Here is a 22,523-nt window from a genome sequence, read left to right as displayed (position 1 = left end):
CGACGTGGGGGATGTGTTCGCGGGTCGGTACGAGCTCGTCGATCCGCTGGGAAGCGGAGGGTCGGGCGTGGTCTGGCGCGCCTGGGATCAGGCGGCGGACTGTTATGTCGCGGCGAAGGTGCTTCGGCAGGTCGATGCGGCGTCCCTGGTGCGCTTCGTCCGGGAGCAGGCGGTGCGCATCGACCACGATCACGTGCTCGCGCCCACGGGGTGGGCCGGCTCGGATGACCGGGTACTCCTGTCGATGCCGTTGGTGCGCGGCGGGTCGGTCGCCGCACTGATCGGCGACCACGGGGCGCTGCCGATCGCCTGGGTGGTGCCCATGGTGATCCAGATGCTCGATGCCCTCGCGGCCATCCACGCCGAGGGTGTGGTGCACCGAGACGTGAAGCCGGCCAACCTCCTCCTGGACGCCACGGGCCGAGGCGCGCCTCACCTGTGGCTGGCGGACTTCGGTATCGCCTCCGCGCTGGGCGCCCCACGACTCACCCACGGCCCGTATGCCTCGGGCACCCCCGGCTACGTGGCTCCGGAGTGTCTGCGTGAGGGGTGGGTGCCCTCGCCTGCTGCAGATCAGTACTCCGCGGGGGTCTGCGCGGTCGAGATGCTCACCGGGCAGGCTCCTGTGGTCGGTGCCTCGGGTAGTGAGCTCACCGCCGCTGCCGCAGCGGCCCTTCTCGAGAGCGACGACTTCGTCGATGCCTCCGGGCGGTGGCTGGTGCGCGATGTGATTGCCGACCTGCTGGCCTCGGATGCCGCGCGACGTCCCGACGCAGCGGCGGCTGCCGACGCGCTGCGTACAGTCCGGGTGCTGGAGTCCCCGGGGGGCGCGGACCCTGTCGAGGTGTTCGAGCACCTCCCGCCCTACCCGCAGGGGTGGGGTCCGTGTGGGCCGCTGCCGGATTCACCGAACGGGTCGGACTCCCTCGACGGCCGGGCCGGGGTGCCTCCCGCGCCCGTCTCGCCGCCACCGTCCGCGCTCCTCTCGCCGCCGACCCTGCCGACCCTGGCGCAGGGCGCAACCGGGGACGCGGAGACGACGGAGGTCGCGGAGCCGGCCGGGGCGCCGGAACCCACTGGGTCGCCGAGTTCGTCGGAGGATGAGCGGCCCCCGGGTGTGGCGGGCGACGGCGAGAGTGCACGGCGCGGGATCGCACTCCCCCTCGTCGCGGTGGCGACGGGCGCGGCCCTGCTCGTCCTCGCGGTCGTTCTCGGACTGGGGTGAGCGCTGGACCCGTGCGGGTCGGGGTCGCCTCGCGTACAGTGTTTGCGATAGCGAAGAATGGAGCATCGTGGGCGACGAGGCAACAGGGCGCAACCTTCAGGCGCAACGAGAGCTGTACGGGGAGTCCCTGGGGGACATCTTCCGGCGCATGTTGGTGACCTTCCAACTCAACCAGTCCCAACTCGCCGGACTTCTCGGACTCTCGGCGCCCATGCTCTCCCAACTCATGGCGGGTCACCGGGTCAAGATCGGCAACCCGGTGGTGCTCGAGAGGATCCGCGTGCTGGAGTCGCTGGAGGGTGAGGTGACCCCCCTCACCCTTCCCCAGCTCACGGCTCGGTTGGAGTCCGTCCGCACCACCGGATGGACCACACAGGCGGCGACCATATCCCCGCCCGATGCCGCCTCCGCCGTCCGCAGGCTGCTGCGAGAGGTCGCCGCCGGGCGTGAACTGCGCCACGCGGCCGGCCTGCTCCAGCAGGAGCACCCCGCGCTCGCGGAGGTCCTCCTGGTGTACGGAACCGGCAGCCACGAGGACGCGCAGGAGCACTACCGCCGCGCGATCGGTTCCTGACCGGTTGGGTGCCTGACCGGCGTCAGGAGTGCGAGCCAGGCTGAGGGCGCCAGCCGTCGCGCCGGGCCTGCTCGCGGATGGCGGCCACGATGCGTTCGGCCGCGCCCGGGGGGCCGAACAGGTCCGTGACGACCTGCTGCTGCACCTCGCGCAACGGATCGCCGTCCCGCACCAGTGCGGTCACGAGAGCCTGCGCCTCCGGGACGCCTCGGGCTGTGTGCACTCCCGCCAGCATTCGCCGGCCCGCCTCGTTGAAGGGGACGTGCTCGTCGCGTTCGAGGAAGACCACCGGCTTCCCGACGACCTGGGCCTCCAGCAGCATGCTGATGCCGTCGGTGACCACCACATCGCAGGCGGCCAGCAGCGCGGGGTAGTCCGAGCTCAACGCCGAGGCGGTGTTCCCTAGCGCGTCCCACTGGGCCCGCCACGCGCGCAGGTCCTCCTGCGAGATCTTCGCCCGCCCTGAGTGCACGAACGGCAGCAGGTAGGGGTGGGGCGACCAGACGAACTCCTGGTCCCCCGAACGCGCCCACGCCAGCAGGTCATCTCGTACCCGATCCAGCAGGCCGAAGTTGTTCCAGGTGTCCGAGAGCGAGTGGTGCGTGCTGACGACGATGCGCGGCGCGTCGCCGGCGAGCGGCCACGCGGGCACAGCGGCGCGGAGGGCATCGGCCTTCGGGTGCCCCACGGCGCGGTACTGCGCCCCAGCCCGGCGCCCCACGGCAACCGCACGCTCGTAGGCGAAGCGCGGCGTGAACACGAGCCACGCGCGGTGGTGGAACTCCGAGTCCACTCCTGTGTCCAGGGTGTCCCCGGCGTCGGGATTATGGATGGTGTTCAGCGGTTCGTACGGCACCAGACAGGTGCGGAAGGCCCCGAGCTCCTCGGAACCGAGACGTGGGTCGATGTCGGCGTCCCACTGGGACTGTCGGAACACGATGTCGGGGTCCAGGACGTGCAGGAGGTCGATGGGGTCGCGATCCTCGGGGCAGCGCAGGTGCGGCACGCCGCGCGCGACCATCGCCTCGTGGGCGGCGTCCTCGCCCCGCAGGTCACCCAGGCCGCCCTGATGACTCCCGATCGTGACGATCGTGACGTCGATGTCCTCGGCGGCGCTCATCAGGGTGTGCACAGCATCCAGGGATCCCCACGCACTGGGGTTGTGGACGAGCATCACCACCCGCAGCGTGGGGCCGCGGAGCGAGGCACGACGCGCCGCCAGGCGGGCGTCGCGCTGAGCCTGCCCCACCTGGGCGCGAAGCGCGGTGAGGTCCGCCGCGATGCGGGCGTTCTCCTCGGTGGCGCGCCCGGCGAGCGCATCGCGGTGCTCCTGCGCGGCGAGAGCCCGCGCCGCGGCGTCCGATCGGGCGTCCTGCTGCTCGTGGCGCAGCGCGGAGACCTGCTCGTCGATGGTCACCACGCGCCGGGCGAGCGCACGCAGTGTTCGCAGGAGATGCGCAGGTGTTCTCACGCTCGGCTTCCTTGCTCTGTGGGCTTTCGACCGTACCAAGATTCTCTTGGTATTCACGTCATTCTCGGGCGGTGTCGCGCAACCTCGGCGTCTCGTGCAGTCGGGTCTCGTGCAGCCGGGTCTCGTGCAGCCGGGAGCGACCGGGGCCCGTTACCAGGTGTAGTCCAGGAGGTCTGCCGCGTCCTCGGGCAGCCCGGCCCACGCGCGCGCCGCCACCAGGGTGCCGGCGAGCAACCGGATGAGTTCCCCGTCCGGATCGTGCGCCGTCGACTCCACGATGGCGTGAGCGGCGTTCTCCATCACCCTCGAGGCGGCATCCGTCCCGTAGGGCTCGGAGCCCGAGGCGTGCCCATCCGCGTTCGAGGAGATGAACTCCCGGGCCCACCGCAGCGCCGCCGGCACCTGCTCCGCCGCGGCGCGCGCGCCCGGGGTGAGCCCCTGGGAGTCCACCACCGGGCCGCGGTGAGCGGCGCCGTCGTGCTCGGATCCTCGCAGGGTGCGGGCGGCGGCGAGCACGCCGACGGCGAGCGAACGCTGCCGCACCTCGGGCGCGGTGGGCAGTACCTCACCGATCACGCGCAGGCTCAGCCACGCATTCCAGTGCGGCTCATCCGAGCGCAGCCCGACGGCGAGGGGGACCAACGGGGTCAGGCGCTCACGCGCTGGGTTGCTCACGAGGGCGTTGACCGACCGGGCGAGTGCCGCGATCACGGGGTCGGTCCCGCTCGGGCTGTCACTCCACCGCTCCCCGGCCAGCACGGTCACAGCCTCGAGGAAGGTGGCGCGGTCGCGGCGCAGGAGGTGTCGCCGCCCGTCGAGGGGAGGATGCAGGTGCGAGGTCATGGCGTCCTACCGGGAACGAGTGCGCACCATTGTGCTCCTGCGCGCGCCCGACCGCGAGAGGAGAGGCCGAACGTCCCGCGACGCCACCCACCGCCCCGCAGGTTACGAAACGGTAAAGGTCCGCCTCTGGGGATACCGGATGTCGGTGTCCCCCGATACGTTCATCGAGCACGCAGGTGAGGGGGCCCGCAACGTTCATGCCCTGGACACGCACGTATCACGGCGGCGTCGCACGGCCTCCTTAATCTGACGGCTTGATGGTTCACCGACAGAGAGATGGATCTGTGCACAGACTCAAGCGAACGGCGGCCCTGATCGGGTCCGCAGCGATTGCGGGAGCGGGAACCGTGATGGTTCCCGCCTCGGCGTGGGCGGCGGTCGATCCCGCCGCCGCGGTTGTCATCAACGAGGTCTACGGCGGTGGCGGCAACACCGGCGCCACGTACACCCATGACTACATCGAACTGCGCAACACCAGCGATGCCGCGGTGAGCGTGGACGGCTGGTCGGTGCAGTACGCATCGTCCGCCGGTACGAACTGGAGCGGCGTGGCCGGTCTCAGCGGCGAGATCCCGGCAGGCGAGCTCTACCTCGTCGAGCTGGACGGCGGAGCCAATGGCGATCCGCTGCCCACCCCGGATGCCACCGGGAGATTCAACATGTCCGCGAGCAACGGCAATGTCGCCCTCGCCTCGCAGGCGGGAGCGCTCAGCTGCCAGACCACCGCGTGCGCCTCCGACGCGGCCGTGGTCGACCTCGTGGGTTTCGGCACCGGGGCGGCCTACGCGGGCTCGCAGGCACCCGCGGGTAACAACACGACCTCGGTCGCCCGGGACGCCGAGGGCACCAACACCGCGAACAACGGCGACGACTTCACCGCGGGAACGCCCACCCCGGGGGCGCTCGCCGACGACGCGGAGCCCACGGAGCCCATCGAGCTCACCATCGCCGAGATCCAGGGCACCGGTGACATGACCCCGTACGACGGCGAGGCCGTCACCACCCGCGGGATCGTCACCGCCGCCTACCCGAGCGGTGGCATGAACGGCTACGTGCTGCAGACCGCCGGAACCGGCGGCGAGACCGAGTCGCGCACCGCGTCGGACGGCATCTTCATCTACTCCTCCGCCACCGTCGGCGAGGTGGAGATCGGCGACTTCGTGGAGGTCACCGGGAACGCCGGGGAGTACTCCGGCCTCACGCAGATCTCCGTGGCCTCCGGCGGCGTGACCGTGCTGGAGGAGGCCGCCGACCCGATCGTGCCGCTGGCCATGACCTGGCCGGAGACCGAGGCCGAGCGCGAGGTCATCGAGTCGATGCTCATCGCCCCCGAGGGCGACTTCACCGTCTCCAACACCTACGCCACCAACCAGTACGGCTCCGTCGGGCTCGCGGCCGGCACCGGCCCGCTGCTGCAGCCGACCGAGGTCGCGCTCCCGGGCAGCCCCGAGGCCGACGCGGTGGAGGCCGACAACGAGGCACGTGGCGTGGTCCTGGATGACGCCACCACCACCAACTACCTCAGCAACGGTGACCTCACGCCGCCCTACGTCTCGCTCACCGAGCCGGTGCGGGTCGGGACGCCGGTGACGTTCACCGAGCCGCTGGTGGTCGACTACCGCTTCGGCGCCTGGACGTTCAACCCGACCAGCCCGCTGCTCGCGGACGCGGACGCGCCGGCCACCTTCGCCGACACCCGCACCGCGGCGCCGGAGGAGGTCGGCGGGGACCTGACCGTCGCGTCCTTCAACGTGCTGAACTACTTCACCACGCTGGGCGCGGACACCGCGGGATGCCAGGCCTACACCGACCGCGACGGCAACCCCGTGACGGTGCGCACCGGCTGCGACCCGCGCGGCGCGTGGGGCGAGGCCGACCTGCAGCGTCAGCAGGACAAGCTGGTCTCCGCGATCACCGCCACCGATGCCAGCGTGGTCGGCCTGATGGAGATCGAGAACTCCGCCGTGCTCGGCGAGACCGCGGACGAGGCGACCGCCACGCTGGTGGACGCACTGAACGCGGCCGAGGGCTCCGACGTGTGGGCCTACGTGCCCAGTTCCGCGGACCTGCCCCCGCTCGATGAGCAGGACGTGATCACGAACGCGATCATCTACCAGGTCGCCGAGGCGACCCCGGTCGGTGAGTCGCGCGCTCTGGGCGACCAGAGCGGATCCGGTGAGCCGTTCGTGAACGCCCGTGAGCCGATCGGTCAGGCTTTCGAGCCTGCCGACGGCGGCGAGAGCGTGTTCGTGGTCGTGAACCACTTCAAGTCCAAGGGTTCGGCCGGGCCGCTGCCCGGCGACGAGGACGCCGGTGACGGCCAGGGCAGCTCCAACGCCTCCCGCGTGGCCCAGGCCGAGGCCCTGCGCGACTGGCTGCCCGAGGTGACCGAGGACGGCGACGCCGTCGCCCTGATCGGTGACTTCAACTCCTACACGATGGAGGACCCGCTGCAGGTCTTCTACGCGGAGGGCTTCCACAACGCGGGCGCCGAACTGGACCCCGAGTCCTACAGCTACAGCTTCTCGGGTCTGTCGGGTTCGCTCGACCACGTGCTGCTGAACGAGGCAGCAATGGACCGCGCCACCGGTGCCGACATCTGGAACATCAACGCCCCGGAGTCCGTGGCGCTGGAGTACAGCCGGTACAACAACCACGGCACGCTGTTCTACGACGACTCCGCCTACCGTTCCAGCGACCACGACCCGATCGTGGTCGGCCTGACCGCAGGCGAGGAGAGCGAGACCGAGTTGGTGGGTCTGTTGAACATCAATGATTTCCATGGTCGTATTGATGGGAATACGGTGGCGTTTGCGGGGACGGTTGCTGAGCAGGAGAAGTTGATCTCCGATGCTGGTGGGTCGTTCTTGTTCTTGTCGGCGGGTGACAACATTGGTGCGTCGGTGTTCGCGTCGTCTTCGCAGGGTGATCAGCCCACGATTGATGTGTTGAACGCGCTGGGCCTTGCTGCGTCGGCGGTGGGGAATCATGAGTTCGATCAGGGGTTGGATGATCTGATCGATCGGGTGATGGAGGGTGGCGCGAACGCTGCCTGGCCGTATCTGGGTGCGAATGTGTATGACGCTGCTGGTGTTCCGGTGTTGCCGGAGTACGAGATCTTGGATGCTGGTGGGGTCTCGGTGGCGGTGATCGGGACGGTGACGGAGGAGACTCCGGCGTTGGTGTCCCCGGGTGGGATCGAGGGGTTGACCTTCGGTGATCCGGTGGAGGCGACCAACCGTGTGGCGGCGCAGCTCTCTGATGGTGATGAGGGCAATGGTGAGGCGGACATCATCGTGGCGGAGTTCCACGAGGGTGCTGGTGCGGGGACTCCGGATGGTTCCACCTTGGAGCAGGAGGTTGCTGCGGGTGGTGTGTTCGCGCAGATCGTGGAGGAGACCTCCCCGGTGGTGGATGCGATCTTCACGGGTCACACGCACAAGGAGTATGCGTGGATGGCTCCGGTGCCTGGTGAGCCGGGTCGGGAGCGTCCGATTGTGCAGACCGGTTCCTATGGGGAGTTCCTGGGGAAGGTGCTGTTGGAGTTCGATCCGGCCACGGGTGAGGTGGTCTCGGCCAGTGCGGAGAACATTGCGCGTTCCACCACGCCGGATGCGGAGTTGATCGCCGAGTTCCCGATGGTGGCTGAGGTCGATGAGATCGTGCAGGCCGCGTTGGAGGTTGCTGCGGAGATCGGTGATGAGCCGATCGGTGAGGTGACGGCGGACATCACCACGGCGAATGCTGCGGGGTCGTTCGTGGATGGGTTCTATGAGTGGGACCTGGTGGAGGGTGCGTTGCCGACCAAGGGTGATGACCGGGCCAGTGAGTCCACGCTGGGCGCGTTGGTGGGTGATGCGCTGTTGGCGTCCCTGTCGGATGAGTTGCGTGGTGGTGCGGATATCGGTGTGGTCAACCCGGGTGGGTTGCGCGCGGAGCTGTACTACGACCAGGACGGTGTGATCACCTACGCCGAGGCCAATGCGGTGCTGCCGTTCCTGAACAACCTGTGGACCACGACGTTGACGGGTGAGCAGGTGGTGGAGATGCTGGAGCAGCAGTGGCAGACCACCAGTGAGGGTGAGGTCCCCTCGCGGCCTTATCTGCAGTTGGGGTTGTCCTCCAATGTCACCTACACCTATGAGGTGGACCCTGATGGGGATGGTGTGCTGTTGGGTGACGCCGATGATCAGGGTCGGCACATCACCTCGGTGATGATCGATGGTGAGCCGCTGGACCCGGCTGGGTCCTACACGGTGGGGTCCTTCTCCTTCCTGCTGCAGGGTGGGGACAACTTCCGGGTGTTCACCGAGGGCAGCGATACGCGCGATACGGGTCTGGTGGACCGGGATGCGTGGATCGACTACCTCACCGAGGCCTCCCCGGTCTCCCCGGACTTCGCCCGCCAGGCCGTGGCCGTCCAGGACCAGCCGGAGGAGGTCACCCTGGGTGAGCAGGTGGTGTTCACGGCCTCGATGCTGAACCTCACGAGCCTGAACTCTCCGGAGAACACCACGGCCACGGTGTGGCTGGGTGAGACCGAGGTGGGTGAGGTGCCCGTGGTCGATGGTCAGGCCGTGGTGGACCTGGTCCTGCCGGCCACAGGCCAGGCGGGTGCCAGTGAGTTGGTGTTGGTGGCCCAGCCTTCGGGGACCACGGTCACGATGCCGGTGGAGGTGATCGGTTCGCCGTTCATCGATGTGGCGCCGAGCAACATGTTCTACGAGGAGATCCTGTGGCTGTATGAGCAGGGGATCTCCACGGGGTGGATGACGCCCCAGGGCGCGCAGTTCCGTCCGCTGGAGCCGATCAACCGTGATGCGATGGCGGCGTTCCTGTACCGGATGGCGGACGTGGAGGACTACACCCCGCCGGCCACGTCGCCGTTCGTGGACGTGTCCACCAGCAACATGTTCTACACCGAGATCGCGTGGCTGTATGAGGAGGGGATCTCCACCGGGTGGATGACCTCTGCTGGCCGCGAGTTCCGTCCGCTGGAGCCGATCGCGCGTGATGCGATGGCCGCGTTCCTGTACCGGATGGCCGATGAGCCGGAGTTCACCCCGCCCACGGTCTCCCCGTTCGTGGACGTGTCCACCAGCAACATGTTCTACACCGAGATCACCTGGATGCAGGCCACCGGAATCGCCACCGGCTGGGTCGGCAACAACGGCACCTCGGAGTACAAGCCACTCAACGACGTCGCCCGCGACGCCATGGCCGCCTTCCTCTACCGCTTCGACCACATGGAGTGAGGGCTGATCAGGGGCGCCTGAGCGCCTAGCACGATCGGCGGCGCCGGTCCGACTCGTTCGGGCCGGCGCCGTTGCATGGCTGCTGGGCGAACGACCCTGCTGCGCAGGTGACCCTGACTCGCGCACGACGAAGGCCCCGAGGCGGGTGACCGGTTGCGGTCACGCGGCCTCGGGGCCTTCGGACTCCCGCCGGTGGCGGGAGCGTGGTCTCAGACCTCGGCGCCGTCGGCGGCCTTGGCGGCCTCCTGCTCGGCGATCTCCTTGCGGACCTGGTCCATGTCCAGGTCGTTGACCGCGGTCAGGAGCTGGTTGAACTGCGCGGGGGGAAGAGCACCGGAGGAACGGTGCACGAGGATCTGGTCACGGAAGACCATGAGCGTGGGGATCGAGGTGATCTGCGCCTGGCCGGCGAGCTGCTGCTCGGCGTCGGTGTCCACCTTCCCGAACGTGATGTCGGGGTTCTCCTGCGCGGCCTTCTCGAAGGTGGGGGCGAACTGCTTGCACGGGCCGCACCACTCGGCCCAGAAGTCCACCACGACGGTGCCGTTCTGCTGGATGGTCTCGCCGAAGTTCTGGGCGGTGAGCTCGATGGTGGCCATCTGTGTCTCTCCCTGGGGTTGATTGGTGGTTCACAGGGGCCAACGCCAGGTGGGCCGGGAAGATTCCCGGCCCCACGCCGTCGTGCGCTCGCGTGGGTGAACGCCCCGGGCGCCCAGTGCGGTCAGGCCACGGGGAGGACGGACTCGGCGAGCGCCTCGACCTCGCGGGCCCGGCGCCGCCGGTACAGCACGCTCACGAGGGTCAGCACGGCCATGACGATGCCGGCCCCGAGGCACACCAGGTACCCGGCGTGGGAGCCGTACGCGTCGATGAGAGGGCCCGCCACGGCGGACCCCGCCGCCACGCCGATGCCCAGGGCGGTACCGACCCAGGTCAGCCCCTCGGTGAGTCGCTCGCGCGGCACGGTGACCTGGACCAGGGCATTGCCGGTGATGAGCGTGGGAGCGATCGCGCCGCCCACCACCACCATGACCACGGCCAGCATCCACAGGTGCGTGGTGAAGAAGAACAGGGAGACGCCGACGGCCAGGGCCAGGGTGCCCACGGCGAAGCGCGTCCAGGGCGCGGTGCGCCACTCCCGCGCGCCGTACAGCAGGCCCCCGACCAGGGAACCGCTGGCGAAGCAGGCCAGGACGGCGCCCGCGAGCGCCTTGTTGCCGGACTCCTCCGCGAAGGCGACGGTCGAGACGTCGGTCCCGCCGAAGATCATGCCGAGGAACACGAACACGACGATCAGCAGCAGCATCTCGGGGATACGCAGCAGGGAACTGCGCTTCTGCCCCGCCACGCGGGGGGTCGGGGTGGGCTCGGACTCGCGCTGGGCGAGGAACCAGAACCCACCGACGACGGCGGTCAGCACGGTCAGCGCGATGCCGGCGGTCGGGTGCAGCGTGGTGGCGAGCACGGTGGCGAGAATGGGGCCGAGCACGAACACGACCTCGTCGAACGCGCCCTCGAGGGAGTAGGCGGTGTGGAGTTCGCGCGGATTGTCGACCACCTGGTTCCAGCGGGTGCGCACGAGCGACCCGAGGCTTCCCATGGTGGCGCCCACGAGGATGGCGAGGCCGAAGATCACGACCTCCGGCGCCAGCCGGGTGGCGGCGATGCCGAGCAGCACCATCGAGCTCATCGACACGATGATGGCCGGGCGCATGATGCGGGCCTGCCCGTACCAGTCCACGAGGCGGGCGATCAGCGGCGCCGCGATCGCCTGGGCGGCGATGAAGGCGGCCGAGACCTGGCCGGCGAGCGCGTAGGAGCCGTACAGGCTCGCGTCGGAGACCATCAGGACGATGCCGATGCCGGCCATCGACATGGGGAAGCGACCCAGCAACCCGGAGAGTGAGAACTTCCAGGCCCCGGGCTTCGTCAGGATCTGGCGGTACGGAGCGAACACACGACGATTGTGGCACCGGAACGCGCTAACCGACGAGCCGGTCGGTTGTGTTCTCCGTCTCCTTCGCGAGGTGGTTCTGCAGGTGCCGCGAGGTGGTTCTGCAGGTGCCGCGAGGTGGTTCTGCAGGTGCCGCGAGGTGGTTCTGCAGGCGGAGCCCCGCTGCCGGGCCGCCGAGCGATGGGTTGTGCAGGCTCCGCGCGCGGAAACTCGGCGTAAGCACACGCTCGGCGGGGGAGGGGCGGCGTAAGCACACGCTCGGCGGGGGAGGGGCGGCGTAAGCACACGCTCGGCGGGGGGAGGGCCGCACGGCAGGGCGCGGCAGAACGCCCCGGGCTCCCGCGGGCTCCAGGGCGTTCGGCGGGTGGGGGTGCAGCGCAGCCCCGGGCGGGTCAGCCGATCGCGTCGGCCACCACGGCCCGCGCCGCGTCCTGCACCTGCGCGAGGTGCTCCGCGGAGCGGGTGGACTCGGCGTAGATCTTGTAGACGTCCTCGGTGCCGGAGGGCCGGGCGGCGAACCAGGCGAACTCGGTGGTGACCTTGAGCCCGCCGATGGGCTCGCCGTTGCCGGGCGCCGTCACCAGGCGCGCGGTGATCGGGTCGCCCGCCAGGTCGGTCGCGGTCACGGCCTCGGGGGAGAGGCTCTTCAGCGCCGCCTTCTCCTCCAGCGTTGCCGGGGCGTCGATGCGGGCGTAGAAACTCTCGCCGTGCTTGGCCACGAGCTCACGGTGGTAGGCCGAGGGGCTCTTGCCCGTCTTCGCGATGATCTCCGCGGCGAGCAGGTCCAGGATGAACCCGTCCTTGTCGGTGGTCCACACCCGGCCGTCGGTACGCAGGAACGACGCACCCGCGCTCTCCTCACCGCCGAAGCCCATCGTGGTGTGCAGCAGGCCCTCCGCGAAGAACTTGAAGCCCACCGGGGTCTCGATCAGGCGGCGCCCGAGGTCCGCGGTCACGCCGTCGATGAGCACGGAGGAGACCAGGGTCTTACCCACCCCGGCCGAGTCCGGCCAGCCGGTGCGGCTGCGGAAGAGGTAGTCGATCGCCACGGCGAGGTAGTGGTTCGGGTTCATCAGCCCGGCGTCCGGGGTGACGATGCCGTGCCGGTCGGAGTCGCCGTCGTTCCCGGTGGCGATGTCGAACGGGGCCTGGCCGCCCTCGCCCGGCTGCATGGTGCGCAGCAGCGAGGCCATGGCGTACGGGGAGGAACAGTCGGTGCGGATCTTCCCGTCCCAGTCCAGCGTCATGAACGGGAAGCGCGGGTCGGCCTGGGGGTGCAGTTCGGTGAGGTTCAGCCCGTACTGCTCGCCGATCAGGCCCCAGTACTCCACGCTCGCGCCGCCCAGGGAGTCCGCGCCGATACGCACCCCGGCCTCGCGGATCGCGTCCATGTCGATCACCGAGGAGAGGTCGTCCACATAGGTGGAGCGGAAGTCGTGCGCCACCACGAGCGCGTCGTCCTTGGCGCGCTCGTAGGGCACCCGCGTGATCGAGCCGAGGCCGGCGGCAACCAGCTCGTTGGCACGGCGCGCGATCCAGCCGGTCACCTCGCCCCCGGCAGGGCCACCGTCGGTGGCGTTGTACTTGATGCCGCCGTCCGCGGGCGGGTTGTGCGACGGCGTGATCACGATCCCGTCCGCGATCCCCGGCCCGCTGGTGCGCACCCCGGCATCCGTCCGGGCGCCGTTGTGCAGCAGGATCGAGTGCGAGACCGCGGGGGTCGGGGTGAACGAGCCGCGGGCGTCCACCCGCACCTCCACCCCGGCGGCCACCAGCACCTCGATCACGGTGCGCTCGGCCGGCTCGGACAGCGCGTGCGTGTCCCGGCCGAGGTAGAGCGGGCCGTCGATCCCCTGGCCGCGCCGGTACTCCGCCACCGCGAGCGCGATCGCTGCGATGTGCGTCTCGGTGAAGGAGCCGTTCAGGCTGGTGCCGCGGTGACCAGAGGTGCCGAACACCACCTTCTGCACCGGATCGTCCACGCTCGGGACGGTGTCGTAGTAGAGGCCGATCACGTGGTCGACGTCGATGAGATCCTCGGGCAGGGCCACCTGGCCAGCGCGCTCATGCATACCTTGATCCTGCCACTGGCGAGGCCCGATGGGCAGGCCCAATCTCGCGAGCCGAGCCGGCACGTCGACCTCAGGCCTCCGCGACGGTGCGCAGGGAGGCAGGGCGCGGTGCCCAGGGGCGTGCGTGGCGACTAGGCTTGCCGCTCATGGGCAAGAAGAACCGTCGCAAGAACGGCCCCGCCGCACGCGCGGCCGACTCCACCCGCCCGGGGGAGCGCCCCGACGCGCCGACCCCGCCGAAGCCGCGCCGCGCCGTCGTGCCGTTCGTGGCGCGGCCGTTCGAGGGCCTGCCCGGTGAGTCCGACTGGGTGGCGCTGCGCGAGGTCGTGCCCTCCGCCGTCGCCCCCGTCACCACGACGGCCGAGTACGGCTCCCGTGAGGTGCAGATCGTCAGCCTGCTGCCGGACCTGCTGCCCGCCCTGCACCGGGCCGACGGCGTGGTGCAGGTGGCGCTGCAGACCGTCGGTGGCAGCGGGGACGCCAGCCGCGACATCGCCCACGCCCTGCTCGCCGCACTGGAGCTGGAACCGGGTGAAGCGCTGGGGTCCCTGGACGCCCCCGAGCCCGGCCCGCGGCTGCAGGACGTGCTGGACCTCTCCGGTGGGTTCGAGGTGGAGGTGCTCAGCGACTTCGGCTACTGGCTCGCCCCCGGACAGGACTCCGACCCGGAGATCGCCGGTGCCCTGGACAGCGCGAACGAACTGATCGTGCCCACCCAGCCGGTGGCGGTCCCCGACGGCGAGACCGACCTCGGCACCGCGTACTGGTGCCGCATGAACGGCAAGGAGTTCCTGCGGTGGTCCGTGCCGCAGGAGGACGAGGCCACCCTGGACGCGCTCGCACGAGTGCATGCCCGGCGGGAGTCCGAGCTGGAGGAGGGCGCCAGGCTGATCGGGGCGTTCCGCACGTGCGGTGTGCTCATCCCGGTGTGGGAACTGGTGCGGGGCACCGAGGCCGACGAACTGCCGGACGCCGTGGCCGCGATGGCCGAGAAGCTCCAGGCGGCGTTCGCGACGACCGACGCACTCTCGCCGCAGGAGCGACGCGCGCGGGCAGGTCTCATTTCTCGCCAGGTCAATCTCCGCTAAAGCGCTGCGCAACGTAGAGTAAGACCCGTGGAGGCTCAGGCAGCAGGCGGTCGCGATCCGTTGCGAGTGGTGCGGGCCCGGGGCGCCGGATCCGGCGCTCGCGCGTCCGGATCATCCGCTCGCTCGCAGCGCGTAGCAGCGATCATTCCGGCCAAGAACGAGTCGGAGCGGATCGCCGCCACGGTGCGCTCTGCTCGCAGCATCCCGAACGTGGACCTCGTGCTCGTGGTGGACGACGGCAGTGACGACGACACCCAGCACGTGGCCCGGGCCGCCGGCGCGGTCGTGGTGCGCCACGCCGTCAACCGCGGCAAGGCCTCGGCGATGGAGACCGGCGCCGCGATCGTGGCGATGCGTGACGCCGACGGCGAACCGCCGCGGATGCTGCTGTTCATCGACGCGGACCTCGGTGACACGGCCGTGAACACAGCCCCGTTGGTGCCACCCGTCCTGGCGGGCAAGGCGGACCTGTCCATCGCCGTGCTCCCGCCGCAACGCGGGGCGGGCGGTCACGGACTCGTGGTGGGCACCGCCCGCAAGGCGATCCACGACCTGTCGGGATGGACCCCGAAGGCGCCGCTGTCGGGTCAGCGGTGCCTGACGCGGGAGGCGTTCACCGCCGCCATGCCGCTGGCGCGGGGCTGGGGCGTGGAGACCGGCATGACCATGGACCTGCTCGGGCACGGGTTCGCCGTGGTGGAGGTGCCCTGCGACCTCACCCACCGGCCCTCCGGGAAGGACCTCAAGGGGTACCTGCACCGGGCCGCGCAGTACCGCGACATCACCTACGCGATAGCGATGCGGCGGATGCGCGGCTACTCCGACTTCCCCGAGGTCCCCGAGGACTGAGCGTCCGCAGGCCCCGAGCCCTCCACCTGCTCGGTGGGACGCTCCGGATCCAGCGTCAGCATCCAGTTCGCGCACGCCGCCAGTAGCAGGGGCACAGCGAGCGTGACCCCGTAGGCAGGGATCGCGATCCCGGAATCGTTCACCAGGAACCCGATGCCCAGGCACACCGCCAGCGCGAGCAGCCCCGGCCGCAGCATGGGCGCCACCTGCCCCATCTGGGAGAGCGGCGCTCCCGAGGAGAGCCACCCGAACTTCCCGCCCCGCGGCGCGTTGATCGCACTGCGCAGCGGCCGCGCGAGCAGCAGCACCACGAGCGCCACGCCCGTGATCGCCAGGATCGTCAGGGGCCGGTTGTTCGCGAGGATCCGCAGGTTCGCCTCGAGCTTGCGGGCCACCACATCCCACGCGCCGCCGTCGAGCACCGTCTCCACGAACCGCCCCAGGTGGGAGCGCTCGTCCTCCGGGCGCAGGTAGTCGGCCATCGCGAAGGCCGTGACGGCCGCGACCGCTGCCGCCAGCACCAGCAGGATGCGTGGCCAGGTGAGCCGCACCCCCGCCGCCAGGAGCACCAGCAGCAGGAACGCCGGCACGATCGCGGGCGGGCCGCCGAAGTCCGCGCCGATGGTGGGTGAACCGATCAGGAAGGTGGCCACGAGACCCACGACGGCGATGATCGCCGCAGCGAGCAGCCGCCGCCCCGCGCGCACGAGCGGGTTGGTGACGGCGATCAGCGTGAGGATCGTGGCCGAGGCGAAGATCGAGAACGCCGTGTTGTTGAACCCGTAGAACCGCCCGGCGACCAGGACCGGCACGCCCATCACGGCCGAGAGCTGCAGGCTCGCCCCGGTGACGATGTCGACGGCGTAGGTCAGCGCGGTGATGCCGCCCACCACGCCCATGGGCGCCAGGATCCGGTCCCGCCACGGGGTGGCGAGCGCGATCAGGGTGACCGCGGCCACGAACGCGGCGGTCGTCAGCGCCAGACCCAGCGCGGGGGAGGCCAGACGCCACCAGGGCAGCAGGTTGGCGAGCATCGTGGAGACGGGTACGGCGGCCAGCGCCACCGAGACGGTGCGCAGCGCGCGCAGCACCCGGGGGCGACCCTCCGCGGGCTGCATGTGGTCCAGCCGTAGCCAGCGTGCCACGGCGCGGGCCACCCGGTTGCGGGCGGGTTGGCTCAGCCCGAACGCCACCACGGCGTACAGGGTCACGTTCGCGATCACGAGCAGCAGGTAGAAGGGTGCCACCAGCGGCCGCTGCGCCTGGGCGTGCACCTCGTCGTCCTGCAGCGTGGCGATCCGCACCGTGCCGCTCGCCTCGCCCTGCTCGACGGCGCGAGGCGCGGCGCCCACCAGGGCGGCGCTGGAGGCGGTCGCGAGGGGTCGCAACTGCAGGGAGTCCAGGGCGGCGGGCAGGAGATCGGTGGCCAGCACGTACCCGTCCTGCCGGGTGGAACTGGTGACCAGCAGGGCGTCCCGCAGGGGCGCACCGCCCGCCACGAACGGCTCACCGTGCGTGATCAGCACCTGCATCGCGGGGGCCGAGGTGGAGCCCGCATCCGCGAGCGAGGCGATCATGATCGTGGCGTCGTCCAGGTGGGCGGTGCCCTCCAGGATCGCGGCCACGCGTGCGTCGAGCTGCGCCACCTGCTCGGCGCGGTAGGCCTCGACGTCCTCGGGAGGGGTCAGGGCCACCTGCTCGGTGGGCAGGGCGCTGGGGGCACCCGCGCCCTCGTCCGCGGACTGACTCTCGCCGTCCGTCGTTCCCGCGCCCTGCGCCGAATCGGCCACCACGCTCTGCGGCACGATGTGGGTCTGGATCGAGCCGGCGTCCACCACCACCACCTCGGAGTCGGTCGTCGCGGTGATCACCTGCTGCGTGACGGCCTCGGCGCTGCCGGCCAGCGGTTCGCCCCCGCCGGGCAGCGTGCCGTCGGAGGTGGCCAGCGCGATCGCCGCACCGGGGCCGATCGCGGTGGCCTGCAGGCCCGCGGCAGCGACCTCGTCGCCGAACAGTCCCAGGTGCGAGGCGTAGCTGGAGGTGCTCGCCGCTGCCTCGTAGTCCGCCCAGCCGGGTACGGACTCGCCCGTGGGCTGCTGCAGCAGGCGGCAGGTGAGCGTGGAGGAGTCCGTGGTCCGCTGGTTCCACTGCAGGTCGGCGGCGCGGGCACCGGAGGACAACGCCAGCCAGCCGTCGGCGGGGCAGGTGGTCGGCCGCACCGAGCGCACCACGAGGTTGGCGATCGCGCCGCTCAGCCCCGCCTCGTAGAGGGTCGGGGCGTTCTCGGGCGTCACGTCCTGCCAGGTCAGACCCGAGGTGCCGATGATGACCAGGGAGGCGTCGCCGTCGACCACCCCGGCATCCGGGGCCGTGAGCAGTGGTGCCTGGTCGCCTCCGGTGGCCTGGACCGGCGTGCCTTGGGGCGTCGCAGCGTTGGCAGGCGCCGCGAGCGCGATCGGCGCGAGCGCCAGCACGGCCGTCGCGAGCATCCCCACGAGGGCGAGGAGCGCCACGACCACCTGGGCGGTGCGGCGTCGCCGTTGCCTCGGCGTGGTCTCTCGTCGGTCGGCGCTTGGCCTGGTGGGATCGTGCACCCCGCTAGCGTAGGTGAGCGACAGTCTCCGCCCCGACGGTCCGGTTCGCGGCCGTGGGCGGAGTTCGCAAGAGAACTGTGGAGATGATGCAGGTGGAGCAGGACCAGATCACATACGCCTTCCTCGGGCCGGTCGGTACCTTCACCGAGGCCGCCCTCGCGCGCTACGCCCCCGGAGCGAGCCGCCAGGCGATGCCGGACGTCGTCAGCGCCCTGGAGGCGGTGCGCACCGGCGCGGTGGACCGCGCGATCGTGCCGATGGAGAACTCCGTGGAGGGCGGGGTGGCCGCCACCCTGGACACCCTCGCCTCCGGCGCCCCCCTCGTGGTGGTCGCCGAGGTCCTCGTGGAGATCTCCTTCGTGCTCGCCGCGCGCCCGGGTACGGCCCTCGCGGACGTGCGCTCCGTGGCCACCCACCCGCACGCCTGGGCGCAGTGCCGGCGCACCATGAGCGAGTTGGTGCCCGGCGCCGTGCACGTGCCCGCCACCTCCACCGCCGCCGCCGGGGCGGCGCTCGCGGGCGAGGGCGCAGCCCCCGCGGGCGGCTCGGCTCCCGGGGAGGCGGGGCTCGCCTTCCAGGCGGCGCTGGTGGCCCCGCACACGGCCGCCGACTACGGGCTGGAGGTCCTGGCCGACGGCGTGGAGGACAATCCCGGCGCCGTCACCCGGTTCGTGGTCGTCGCCCGCCCCGGTGTGGTCCCCGAGCGCACCGGCGCGGACAAGACCACGCTGCTGGTGCATCTGCCCCACAACGCCTCCGGCGCCCTGGTCACGATGCTGGAGCAGTTCGCGACCCGCGGGGTGAACCTCTCCCGGATCGAGTCGCGCCCCATCGGCGATGCCCTGGGCCGGTACGCCTTCTCGATGGACGCCGAGGGGCACATCGACGACGCCCGCGTGGCCGCCGCCCTGATCGGCCTGCACCGGGTGTGCCCGCACGTGGTGTTCCTCGGCTCCTACCCGCGGGCGGACCGCACGCCCACGCACGTGCCGCCGGGGATGCGCGACGAGGACTTCGAGGCCGCGCGGGCCTGGGTGCGGGGGCTGCGCGGCTAGCGGCGCGCAGGGGCAGGGGTGGCCGGGGCGGTCGATGGGGACCCGCTCTGCCCGGGCGCTCGTCCCTCGCGCCCCACGCCCAGCCACTCCGGAGCAGGTCCCCATCGACCGCCCCGGGGTAGGCCACTGTCAGCGGCGCACGCGTACCCGCAGGCCATTGGGCTGCACCCGCACGTGCAGTTCCACGGCGTCGCCCACGATGTCCCCGTCCACCTGCACCGCCTGCGGCTCGTCCAACCGGACCGAGACGGCGCGGGCGCGCCAGAAATCCATCTTGCTGGGGTTCAGCCCGTTGGAGGAGCGGTACCCCAGGCCCTGGATGAGCACGCGCCACAGCAGGGAACTCCACCCAAGGATCCCGCTGCGGGTGTCCAGGGCCGCCACGTCGAGGTAGCCGTCGTCGATCTCGGCATCGGGAAGCAGCACGAGACCGGCGGGGAGCCGGCCGCAGTTGGCGAACAGCAGGGTGCGCACCCGGCGCCGGTTCCACGCGCCGTTGCCCACCTGCATCTCCAGCCAGGGGCGCGTGGAGTGCATGTGGCGTGCCCCCGCCATGAAGTAGGCCACCCACCCCACGCGGCGCTTCATGTCCGGGTTCACGTCGGCGACCATCGCGGCGTCGAAGCCGACACCGGCCATCACGAGGAACAGGTGTTCGCGGCCCACCTGGGGCATGTCCTGCCCGCCGGGCTCGATCTCCTCCCCGGTGGAGTCCGTGGGGCCGATCGGGGTCAACCAGCCCAGGTCCATCGCCATCTCCCGGCCGCCGAGCGCCGCCTGCAACTGCTGACTGCGGCTCTCCACGGGGATGTCGAGGTTGCGAGCGAGCAGGTTCCCGGTGCCCGAGGGCAGCAGCGCCATCGGCACTCCGCCCCCGGCCAGCGCGGTCGCGACGGCGCGCACCGTCCCATCGCCCCCCGCGGCCACCACCACGCTCGCGCCGCGTTCCACCGCCTCGCGCGCCTGGCCCGCGCCCGGATCCTCCACGGTGGTGCGCAGGAAGATCGGCGCCGGGAGTCCGAGCTCGTCGGAGACCACTCGGGCGTCGGCCTCCAGGCCCTCCACGTCCGCGACCTTGGAGGGGTTGATGACGAACGCGGCCGGGCCCGTCGAGGCGGGGTCCTGGGCAGGTTCGGTGGGTGCCGGCAGCACGGTGCGAGGTGCCCGCAGCGCCGGCGAGGTGAGGCGGGCGCGGTGCTCGCGGTAGACCACCACCGCGATGACCAGGGCCACGGAGGCGAGCGCCAATCCCACAATGGACATCGCAAGGGCGGCGGTCAACACCCCCTCAGCCTAGGCGCTGGCGGGCGCGACCGGCCCACTGCGCCCAGAAGAAGTCGAGTGGGTCCCGGCCGGTAGGCTCGAGGTGTGATCGACATCAAGGCACTGCGCGAGAATCCCGACGTCGGACGAGCCAGTCAGCGATCCCGCGGCGCCGGTGAGCACCTGGTGGACGAGATCCTCGCGGCGGACGAGCGTCAGCGCGCCCTGCTGACCACCTTCGAGAATCTGCGCGCCGAGCAGAAGGAGCTCTCCCGGTCGGTCGGCAAGGCCGCCCCCGAGGAGCGGCAGGCGGTGCTGGCGCGCGCCAAGGCGATGGCGCAGCAGGTCAAGGACGCCGAGGCCGAGGCGGCCGAGGCGCGTGAGCACCTGGACTCCCTGCTGGCCGCCATGCCGAACCTCGTGATCGACGGCGTGCCGACCGGCGGCGAGGACGACTTCGTGGTGCTGCGTCACGAGGGCACCCCGCGTGACTTCACCGCCGAGGGCGTCACCGTGCGCGACCACCTCGAGATCGGTGAGGGCCTGGGCGCCATCGACATGACCCGCGGGGCGAAGGTCTCCGGTTCCCGGTTCTCCTACCTCGTGGGCCTCGGGGCCCGACTCGAACTCGCCCTGCTGAACGCGGCGATGGACACCGCGGTCGCGGCTGGTTTCGCCCCGGTGATCACCCCCACGCTGGTCAAGCCGGAGATCATGGCCGGCACCGGGTTCCTCGGGGCGCACGCGGACGAGATCTACCGCCTGCCGGCGGACGACCTGTACCTCGTGGGCACCTCCGAGGTGGCGCTCGCCGGCTACCACGCCGGGGAGATCCTCGACCTGGCGGGCGGCCCGCTGCGCTACGCCGGGTGGTCCTCCTGCTACCGCCGGGAGGCGGGCGCCGCCGGCCGGGACAACCGCGGCATCGTGCGCGTGCACCAGTTCAACAAGGTCGAGATGTTCTCCTACGTGCCGATCGAGGACGCCGCCGCGGAGCACGAGCGCCTCCTGGCATGGCAGGAGGAGATGCTCGCCAAGGCCGAGTTGCCCTACCGCGTGATCGACACCGCCGCGGGCGACCTGGGCTCCTCCGCCGCCCGGAAGTTCGACTGCGAGGCGTGGGTGCCCAGCCAGGGCGTCTACCGGGAGATGACCTCCACCTCCAACTGCACCACGTTCCAGGCCAGGCGCCTGAACATTCGCGAGCGCACGCCGTCGGGCACCACCCGCCCCGTGGCCACCCTGAACGGCACGCTGGCCACCACCCGGTGGATCGCGGCGATCCTGGAGAACCATCAGCAGGCCGATGGCAGTGTGCGGGTCCCGCAGGGGCTGCGCGGCTACCTGGGCGGCCTGGAGGAACTGCGCGCATGAGCGCCGCGGACCCCGCCGGCGGATCGGCCATCGCGTGGGAGGACGTGCCGCGTTTCACTGCCGCCGCGGTGGAGCGGGTGCTGGCCGCCGCGCGTGAGGCCGACACTGCGCCGCTCGTGGCGCTCGACATCGACGGCACCCTGCTGGGTCACGACGGTTCCCTCGCCCCCGAGGTGATCGACGGCGTGGCTCGCCTGCGTGAGGCGGGGGTGCATGTGGTCCTGGCGACCGGGCGCTCGGTGCCCGCGCTGCTCCCGGTGGCGCACTGGCTGGGGTTGGACTCCGGGTACGCGGTCTGCTCGAACGGGGCGGTGACCATCACGCTGCGGCGCGACGGCGGCTACGACCTGGTCTCCGAAGTGACCTTCGACGCCGGGCCGGCCGTGCGGGCGATGCTCGCGGAGGACCCGGAGGTGATCGTGGCGGTGGAGGACCTCGGGCAGGGGTTCAAGGCCACCCGGCACTTCCCGGCCGGGGAACTGTCCGCACCCACCCAACTCGTGGACCTGGAGGAACTGCTCGCCGAACCGGTCTCCCGCGTGGTGCTGCGGGCACCCACGCGCACCTCGGACCACTTCAGCGAGATGGTGGCGCGCGCCGGCCTGCACGGGGTGACCTACGCCGTCGGGTGGACCGCGTGGCTCGACCTCACCCCGCCCGGGGTGTCCAAGGCCTCCGCGCTGGACGTGGTGCGCGAGACGTACGGGGTGCCCGCCGGTGCCACCCTGGCCGCCGGGGACGGGCAGAACGACCGCGAGATGCTGCAGTGGGCGGCGCTCGGCGTGGCGATGGGCTCGGCGGATGCCGGCACGATCGCGGTGGCGGACGTGGTGACCGGGCACGTGGACGAGAACGGCGTGGTCCCTGTGCTGCGCGCCGCCTTGCCCTGAGGTCCTCCCGCCGCGC

At 71.2% G+C, this 22,523-nt stretch carries 15 protein-coding genes; 8 read left to right on the top strand and 7 right to left on the bottom strand.

Features of this window, described 5'->3' with window-relative positions; genetic code table 11:
* The first annotated feature begins 4 nt into the window (after positions 1 to 4).
* A complete protein-coding gene (locus ATL40_RS12775) occupies positions 5 to 1,225 on the top strand; it encodes a serine/threonine-protein kinase (protein WP_169925980.1) in 1,221 nt (406 codons plus the stop codon).
* A gap of 67 nt (positions 1,226 to 1,292) precedes the next feature.
* Positions 1,293 to 1,799: a helix-turn-helix domain-containing protein gene (locus ATL40_RS12770; protein WP_211283125.1), complete on the top strand. Its 507-nt coding sequence runs from the start codon at positions 1,293 to 1,295 to the stop codon at positions 1,797 to 1,799.
* 22 nt (positions 1,800 to 1,821) lie between these two features.
* Here the strand turns inward: ATL40_RS12770 and ATL40_RS12765 are convergent, their stop codons facing one another.
* Both ATL40_RS12765 and ATL40_RS12760 read right to left on the bottom strand, forming a co-directional pair.
* Positions 1,822 to 3,270 carry a glycosyltransferase family protein gene (locus ATL40_RS12765; protein ID WP_143556980.1) on the bottom strand — a complete coding sequence of 483 codons (1,449 nt, stop codon included), beginning with the start codon at positions 3,268 to 3,270 and terminating at the stop codon, positions 1,822 to 1,824.
* Between the two features lie 150 nt (positions 3,271 to 3,420).
* Complete coding sequence (locus tag ATL40_RS12760) at positions 3,421 to 4,113, bottom strand: hypothetical protein (protein WP_098469872.1); 693 nt, start codon at positions 4,111 to 4,113, stop codon at positions 3,421 to 3,423.
* Positions 4,114 to 4,463: 350 nt separating this feature from the next.
* Here ATL40_RS12760 and ATL40_RS12755 point away from each other — a divergent pair, with 350 nt between their 5' ends.
* The gene (locus tag ATL40_RS12755) at positions 4,464 to 9,368 is read left to right on the top strand and encodes an ExeM/NucH family extracellular endonuclease (RefSeq protein ID WP_169925979.1); all 4,905 of its coding nucleotides are present in this window, start codon (positions 4,464 to 4,466) and stop codon (positions 9,366 to 9,368) included.
* Positions 9,369 to 9,577: 209 nt separating this feature from the next.
* Here ATL40_RS12755 and trxA read toward each other — a convergent pair whose 3' ends face one another.
* The 3 genes from trxA to pgm form a co-directional block, all read right to left on the bottom strand.
* Complete coding sequence (gene trxA / locus ATL40_RS12750; RefSeq protein WP_098469870.1) at positions 9,578 to 9,967, bottom strand: thioredoxin; 390 nt, start codon at positions 9,965 to 9,967, stop codon at positions 9,578 to 9,580.
* A gap of 122 nt (positions 9,968 to 10,089) precedes the next feature.
* Entirely contained in the window at positions 10,090 to 11,325 is a 1,236-nt protein-coding gene (locus ATL40_RS12745) for an MFS transporter (protein ID WP_245867091.1), read from the bottom strand.
* 389 nt (positions 11,326 to 11,714) lie between these two features.
* On the bottom strand, positions 11,715 to 13,394 hold the full coding sequence (gene pgm, locus ATL40_RS12740) for a phosphoglucomutase (alpha-D-glucose-1,6-bisphosphate-dependent) (RefSeq protein ID WP_098469869.1): 1,680 nt from the start codon (positions 13,392 to 13,394) through the stop codon (positions 11,715 to 11,717).
* A 146-nt stretch (positions 13,395 to 13,540) separates the two neighbouring features.
* On the opposite strand from pgm, the gene ATL40_RS12735 reads away from it, so the two are divergent.
* Positions 13,541 to 14,482 (top strand): DUF5926 family protein, encoded by a 942-nt coding sequence (locus tag ATL40_RS12735; protein ID WP_098469868.1) that lies wholly within the window; start codon positions 13,541 to 13,543, stop codon positions 14,480 to 14,482.
* A 66-nt stretch (positions 14,483 to 14,548) separates the two neighbouring features.
* On the top strand, positions 14,549 to 15,331 hold the full coding sequence (locus ATL40_RS12730; protein WP_245867239.1) for a glycosyltransferase family 2 protein: 783 nt from the start codon (positions 14,549 to 14,551) through the stop codon (positions 15,329 to 15,331).
* Here the strand turns inward: ATL40_RS12730 and ATL40_RS12725 are convergent.
* On the bottom strand, positions 15,298 to 17,925 hold the full coding sequence (locus ATL40_RS12725) for a hypothetical protein (protein ID WP_143556979.1): 2,628 nt from the start codon (positions 17,923 to 17,925) through the stop codon (positions 15,298 to 15,300). The genes ATL40_RS12730 and ATL40_RS12725 overlap by 34 nt on opposite strands.
* An 83-nt stretch (positions 17,926 to 18,008) precedes the next feature.
* Between ATL40_RS12725 and pheA the strand changes: the two genes are divergently transcribed.
* Positions 18,009 to 18,980: a prephenate dehydratase gene (gene pheA / locus ATL40_RS12720; RefSeq protein WP_245867238.1), complete on the top strand. Its 972-nt coding sequence runs from the start codon at positions 18,009 to 18,011 to the stop codon at positions 18,978 to 18,980.
* Positions 18,981 to 19,109: 129 nt separating this feature from the next.
* Here the strand turns inward: pheA and ATL40_RS12715 are convergent, their stop codons facing one another.
* Positions 19,110 to 20,264 carry a diacylglycerol/lipid kinase family protein gene (locus ATL40_RS12715; protein ID WP_245867090.1) on the bottom strand — a complete coding sequence of 385 codons (1,155 nt, stop codon included), beginning with the start codon at positions 20,262 to 20,264 and terminating at the stop codon, positions 19,110 to 19,112.
* 84 nt (positions 20,265 to 20,348) lie between these two features.
* Between ATL40_RS12715 and serS the strand changes: the two genes are divergently transcribed.
* Together serS and ATL40_RS12705 are read left to right on the top strand one after the other, a co-directional pair.
* Positions 20,349 to 21,617: a serine--tRNA ligase gene (serS, locus tag ATL40_RS12710; protein ID WP_098469864.1), complete on the top strand. Its 1,269-nt coding sequence runs from the start codon at positions 20,349 to 20,351 to the stop codon at positions 21,615 to 21,617.
* On the top strand, positions 21,614 to 22,507 hold the full coding sequence (locus ATL40_RS12705; RefSeq protein WP_098469863.1) for an HAD family hydrolase: 894 nt from the start codon (positions 21,614 to 21,616) through the stop codon (positions 22,505 to 22,507). Before serS ends, ATL40_RS12705 begins: the two co-directional genes overlap by 4 nt.
* Positions 22,508 to 22,523 lie beyond the last annotated feature (16 nt).

The sequence above is a fragment of the Serinibacter salmoneus genome (genome assembly GCF_002563925.1).
Classification (GTDB): Bacteria; Actinomycetota; Actinomycetes; order Actinomycetales; family Beutenbergiaceae; genus Serinibacter; species Serinibacter salmoneus.
This window is presented reverse-complemented; position numbering and strand designations above follow the sequence as displayed.